Origin of the sequence: Pseudoalteromonas sp. 0802 (assembly GCF_013350085.1) — a bacterium.
Lineage (GTDB): Bacteria > Pseudomonadota > Gammaproteobacteria > Enterobacterales > Alteromonadaceae > Pseudoalteromonas.
Genome location: NZ_JABVXE010000045.1, coordinates 1 through 6,115, shown reverse-complemented (window position 1 = coordinate 6,115; position 6,115 = coordinate 1). Strand labels below are relative to the sequence as shown.

Sequence of the window (6,115 nt, the reverse complement as noted above, 5' to 3'; positions counted from 1 at the left end):
AGAATTTAGCTCAAATCTAAACTGACAGTCACCGATTGAAAAACGGGTAACTGTCAGATCAAGTCTGAGCTAGTACATATAAGTTTCGTAAAGTTTATCGCTGATTCACATTGTTGTTCGGTGAATTTACCAATATGACAATCATTAGGTTTAACTTCTAGGTAGTTAGCCAACTGTCTGTACACATCAACTCTTGCAAAACCACACTCTTTCCAAAGTACATCTAATATTTTGTGTGCCTTTTGTCTTGCGCTTCTAGTGCCGGCATTAGCCAGGGTTCCTTGAGGTAAGTTATCCCCTTTGTGCACTGCAACGTATGAATCACATCCTGATTTGTAGTTTTCACAAAGATAAATTAAATCGTGATCTTTACCTTTGAATATGTGCTTTGATTCTGAAAGTGATGCTAACCCGGAACAGTATTCACATCGAACTTTGATGTCCACTGCAGCTCTTGAGTTTCTTCCCATCACAATATCTTCCAGAAAGTGGATGAAATACATTCGCATCGATTTTTCAGCTAAGTCAGTTAAGTAATTAGCTTTATGCTTCAGCTCCCCTATAAGTGCCAGAGATAGAGCTTCATGTCGGTGATCAGAGAGCAACTTGCTTAGTTCATTTACATAGCTATACGTAGAAGCATCAACTATTCCAGACTTAGATAGTTGCTCTTGGACCAGTTTTTTTAGATCGACTTGGTTTAAATAAATCACAGCTTTGCCTTGTTTTAGTGTTTGTATGTCTTCCATTAAACCCTGGTTAAACAATTGCGCTGGAATTCAAAAAAAAACTCAATTTTCTCTATTTTAATCTCTGCCTCAATTTTTTAGCGTGAAATAATGAGTGACATAAGGAGGTGTAAATGAACCCAAAAAAATCAATACCAGTCTCCCAATTAGCTCTTTATTACTCAGATAGAGAATTATTTAGGAAAGCTAAAGGTGGTGCATTCGATAAAAAACTGGCTAAAAGAGGCACGCGAGAGCACGCCCGGGCAGGTAAAAGTTCAAATCTAATACGCGCTGTGCTTTTAACTATTATAGGTTTCATATGTTACTTATTATTCAAATTTTCCTAGTTTTCTCTATCGTAGTGATCGTACTTATTGCAAAAGGGTATAGCGTCAAGAGAAAGCTTCAAGTGCCTCTTTATTATCTATTTCTTGGTGGTGATGTTGGGGGACGAAATCCAATAAAGGTAGAAAATAAGAATCTAGTCGGTATGCCAGATGCCCTATTCTTCAATCTATTAAAGCTTAGGTTTGTTGTATGTGAGTTTAAGTCTCGAAACTATACTGGAGTAAATTTATATGAAAGAGCTCAAATTACATTGTATATGGGAATGCTGAACAAATGGTATCTACCTGCACCGCAAGGTATTGTTGCATATGGTAATGGTTTTGCTGTTCGAGTTAGGTTTAATAAATCATTGTTCAACGAAATTTGCGGTCTTCGAAAGCAGTGCTTAGTTGAATTGGGCAAGTTTTAACAACTCGCTTCATCTGCAATTTATCTGTGCGTACACATACATATACGTGTACGCACAGAGGTGATTACCCCCTTCCCTTCTCTTTATTTGCAAGTTCTAGAGCTTCTTTAATTGAATAACCTTGAGACTTAAACTTGTCTACTAACTCCCTGTCATCTGGATCTGTTGAGTAAACTAGTTGGGTTTCTTTATCTACAAAAAGCTTAACTATTTCCCTCGATTGCCCGTATCTCACTAAGATTTCTGAGTAATGGCCCTTATCAGTATGAACGCTTTTCATTAAATCATAGTCTTGATCTGTACCATCATACGCTTTTAACTCTTTGAGTTTATCAACGGCTTCCGGTTCCTGGGCCAACATAAACTTCCATGGACTATTGTTAACAATGGCCATCCCCGCTTGGCTTTGGTAAGCATCAAGTAAGCTCTGTGTGATACAAATGCCAGCTGCACGTGTTTTCCTGAATCGACGCCAACCAGTTTCAAGGAACTCGGCTAGATAATTGATTTTACCCGGCTTGTCTTTAAGGTATTCCCAAGCTTCATCGAGAATGAAAAGTTTTCTTTGTTTGTTGCCTGATAAAAACATTGCATGTTGAGCTGCGTTGATAAGGCTCATCAGAACACATTGTGATAAGTGAGGTTGCGAGGATAGTTCATCCATCTCACAAACGATTAATCGTGATTTGAAGTTTATTGGTGGGTATTTCTTACCAAAAAAGTCTCCAAAAATTCCGCCTTCACACCATGGTTTTAGTTGGCGCCCTATCCTCTTTATTTCAACATCTTGGTGCTTTTCACACAGCTCAGAAAAGTCTGTGATTGATGAATCTTTCCCTTTAAGGTTCCAAAGCTCAGTGAGTACTGTAAGCATTTCTGTAGATTGGTAGTCACTTAAATCACCTGATTCTGACGCCATTGCTTTCAGCAAGGAATGAACCATGGCTGCTTGACCTTCTTTGCCATAAAAGTCATCAATATTTGCAAATGGATCAAGTGAAAACTTCATGTTCTCATTGAAGTCAATGAATTGAGCATTCTTATACTGGCTTGCTAAGTTTTCATATGAGCGACCTTTGTCAATAACAAACACTTGAGCGCCGTCAGTATCGCTGCCCACATCAAGCCGGCTTTTAACACCAGAGCCTAGATATGAAGTGATTAGCTTATTATTGAAAAATGACTTACCAGCTCCAGAGCGAGCGCAAATAAGTGCATTAAAGGAACCATCTGTTTCAAATATGTCTAAACCGAATATTTGCCCAAAGCGCGTGACAAACTCTAGAATTGGCCGTGAAGTGTTTCCTTTCCAACTCGCGCTATGTGGTAATAAAAATACAGCCCCTTTTGCCGTCCATTCATCAAACCTGTCTGATAATTTTATATATTCATCATCAAGTCCAAGAGGTAAAGCGTTTAAGAAAGTGCTAGGCGCCAAAATTGTTTCTATGTTGAACTTATACTCTTTACGTTTAAAGAATGCCTGCAATTTCCTAGTCGCCGTGAATGTTTCTTTCTTACTTTCACCAAGGATTATTAAATTAAGGCTAATTTTACATAATCTGGAGTTTTTCAGTTCATCTTCGATTGCAAAGTAGTCTTGTGCCTGGTCTTTTAAGGTTGAAACCCACTCCAGCATTTTTCCTTTTGCTTGTTTTTTTAGCCATTTGTTACGGCGATCAAATTCTTCATTTGCCGAATGAATACTTGGTAACTGTACGTTAAGCGTCATTAAATATGGGTTCCAAGCAACTGTTCGCTTGCCAAATCGCCAATCACCTAGCAGGTTTATAATATCACCGTAGTTCAAGTAATCGGGTGTTTGCTTGAGGGTCATGACTGAAGCAAATCCATTTGATTTCTCATCTAAAGATGAAAATTCTAGACCATATTCATCACGGTTAATTATTCCGCCCTGCTCTAATATTTGCGCACCCAGTGGGACAAGTTTGTTGATTTTTACTTTATCTCGCCAAAGCGCATTAGGTGAATGATTGAAGAAAGTCTGCATTCTTGAAAGCCATTCTTCATCATTTAAAATCAATGGGGCTAAGCCTAACCCTTCGAATATTGAATATGTTCTATCTTTTACCTCTAGGAACTCCTTGAGCTCTTTATCGGAAGGGATAAAGTTTTTAACTGGGATTTTTACTGTGATCCAATGTTCAAAATCTCTTGGCCGGATACCCGATTTTTTATCAAGAGACTCTTTTCTTGCTTTAGAGTAATAATTAATTACTGATTCGCTCATTGCATCAGCAAGCTCACCGTCTTCACCACCAATCCGCTTCCCTCGTAGTTGCCTGTAACCATTTAGAAAGCCATCTATTCGTGGTAAAGCAGCTAGGCTTAGTTGAATTAATGTGTTGTGAGGAAACTCATCAGATAGAAAGCCTTCGTAGGCTGTTCTTATTTCGTTGTTTACCCCGTTAGTTGGTTGGCAGGCGATAACAAATCCAATGTAACCGCCTTCCATTAAGAACATTTGATATTCTTTAATATATTCCATTACACAGTTTAATTCTGCGGCTTTATTACCTCCGAGAAGCTTTTGTTGATCTTCAATGGTGCTTCGCCAAAGGGGGCCAGCAAAATTCTGCTGGGTTTCTTCGATATCTGGATTCAATATCTTTTCGATAGCTTCTTGGATTTTATTCAGCATGCTATACACCTATTTTACTTATTAGCCTCAGGCTGAGGTCTAGAAATGCTCAACGGATCGATACCTTTGGCCATAGTTTCTTTTCTTTGGCTTGTTACTTTGCTTTTCTTTATTGTTTGAAATGGTAATACTCGACTTGGGCGCATTTGAGCTTGATGGCCTGTTACCCAGCGTCTTGGTTGTAATTCAACATAAACGAAGCCTGGAATATTCAAATCTCCAGACTTATCTTCCCAAGCAGCAACATAAATACGCATTGCTTTAGCTTCTTCTAGAACAGCGAGAGGCTCTGGCGCGATATCATTTGGAACGTAATTGAAAGTTCTTAAGTCATCTAACTCATCGTGTGATTGTTTCGAATATGACATTGTGTAATTGCTAGCGATACCAACAATGTTGGCTTTGTCATAATCCTGTGTGTTTTGTCTTCGCAAACTTCTTGGTTCATATACGTATGTGATGTCTTCCCCTTCACTATTAACGTAAATGACTTTTTGGTTTCCTTCTGAATTTGACTTTTTTTCACCTTCGTTTTTTGCATATTCTGCAGTCATCATGTGCTCAAGGTGGTCTTGATTGTTGGTTAACTCATAAACCTCCATCGGCCCTTTACAGAGACCAAGTTCCGGTTTACCTGCACATGAAAATTCCTCTTCACCAATCGTAAATGCTGAACACCCAGAAAATAATGAGGCTATGGCTAGAATTGAGCTGATTTTAAAGATTTCTTTCATTGCTAGTTACTCCATCTCAAGCCATGCATCAAAATCGTTTGGTAGCCCATTAAAGGTTAAACCATCTTCACGAACTAGGAATGGGGTTCCTCTAGCCTCAAGCAATCCCATAACGATAGGTGCTTTTTGAACAGCCTTTGCATCGCAGTCTTCTCTCATTTCTGTTGCTAGTTTTGTCTTGTTCATAAGGTCGATGACAGCTTTAGATTTATCAACAGCGCAATTTAGGCGTTTGGACTCTAGTAAAGATTGGCTGCCCAGCATCGCTGTTAATACAAAGTCGACATTGTACTTTTCTGGAGATTGCTGAATTTTATTGAACAGGGCGTGGCAGTATCCGCAATTAGGGTCAACGAATATTGTTGCTTGCTTGGGTATGTCTTGGTTACCAAATGATAGTGTTGCAAGCTCATCTAGTTTTACGCCCATTTTTTCAAGAGGGACACGGTGAGCATTTCTTGCTTCGCTCAACTCATCAATAGTTCGTCTAAACCATGTATCAATTAACTGCCCTTGAAAGACAAAGCGGCCATTCTTAGATACAAAATATGTTTGTCCTGATTTAGTCTTAACTAGCATTAAGTTTTCAACAGGGAGTTCTTGAATACCTTCTATATCACCTTTTTGAGAAAGAGTTTGTTTTAATTCTTTCGGATTAATTGATTTCGCCATTGAAGATACGCTTAAAAGACTTACAGTTGCTAATAGACCAATAGCCGTAATTGTTTTCTTTAGTGACATTGTGACTTACTCTTTAAATTGACATACATGTCATTGTAATCTTGGCTATAGAGTGAAAAGGGGAGATTAATTACTGATTTTTACTTTTTTTCATGGATTTGGACAAAACAGAGTTTTACTAACTCGATGGTTGATATGCTTGTTTAATCAACAAATTAAGGTGAATTTAGGATACTCAAAGCTCTAAATACTTAGTTTTAGGCATGATAAAGCCTTAGGTTGGTAAAATACTGATCTAAGGTTAAGGTTGATATATACCAACCTTAACGAATAAAGTTTATCGAAAGTTCACCGAGAAAACCCCGTGATCAGAGCGAAGTGATGTCGCGGGGATGAATCGGTGTCACCCCTGCTCTTGAATATATTTTCGTATTATCTCTGCACTAGCATTTCTTACAGAACACACAAAGTACCCATCAGACCAAAATGTTTTCTCTTTCCAAAATTGGTTTTTGAGGTAAGGAAATGATTTCCAGATTTTAGTAGTTGT

The 6,115-nt window shown here is 38.3% G+C and carries 6 protein-coding genes; 1 reads left to right on the top strand and 5 read right to left on the bottom strand.

Annotated elements, in window-relative coordinates; genetic code table 11:
• Nucleotides 1-53: 53 nt before the first annotated feature.
• A complete protein-coding gene (locus tag HUS61_RS20905; protein ID WP_175083648.1) occupies nt 54-749 on the bottom strand; it encodes a zinc-finger-containing protein in 696 nt (231 codons plus the stop codon).
• A gap of 301 nt (nt 750-1,050) precedes the next feature.
• Between HUS61_RS20905 and HUS61_RS20900 the strand changes: the two genes are divergently transcribed.
• Entirely contained in the window at nt 1,051-1,488 is a 438-nt protein-coding gene (locus HUS61_RS20900; RefSeq protein WP_175083647.1) for a hypothetical protein, read from the top strand.
• A 64-nt stretch (nt 1,489-1,552) separates the two neighbouring features.
• Here HUS61_RS20900 and HUS61_RS20895 read toward each other — a convergent pair whose 3' ends face one another.
• The 4 genes from HUS61_RS20895 to HUS61_RS20880 form a co-directional block, all read right to left on the bottom strand.
• The gene (locus HUS61_RS20895; RefSeq protein WP_175083646.1) at nt 1,553-4,150 is read right to left on the bottom strand and encodes a TraC family protein; all 2,598 of its coding nucleotides are present in this window, start codon (nt 4,148-4,150) and stop codon (nt 1,553-1,555) included.
• A gap of 14 nt (nt 4,151-4,164) precedes the next feature.
• Entirely contained in the window at nt 4,165-4,884 is a 720-nt protein-coding gene (locus HUS61_RS20890; protein ID WP_175083645.1) for a TraV family lipoprotein, read from the bottom strand.
• Nucleotides 4,885-4,890: 6 nt separating this feature from the next.
• Nucleotides 4,891-5,625, bottom strand: coding sequence for a DsbC family protein (locus tag HUS61_RS20885; RefSeq protein WP_175083644.1), 735 nt, complete (start codon nt 5,623-5,625; stop codon nt 4,891-4,893).
• A 343-nt stretch (nt 5,626-5,968) separates the two neighbouring features.
• Nucleotides 5,969-6,103, bottom strand: coding sequence for a transposase (locus HUS61_RS20880; protein ID WP_309473986.1), 135 nt, complete (start codon nt 6,101-6,103; stop codon nt 5,969-5,971).
• Nucleotides 6,104-6,115: the final 12 nt, after the last annotated feature.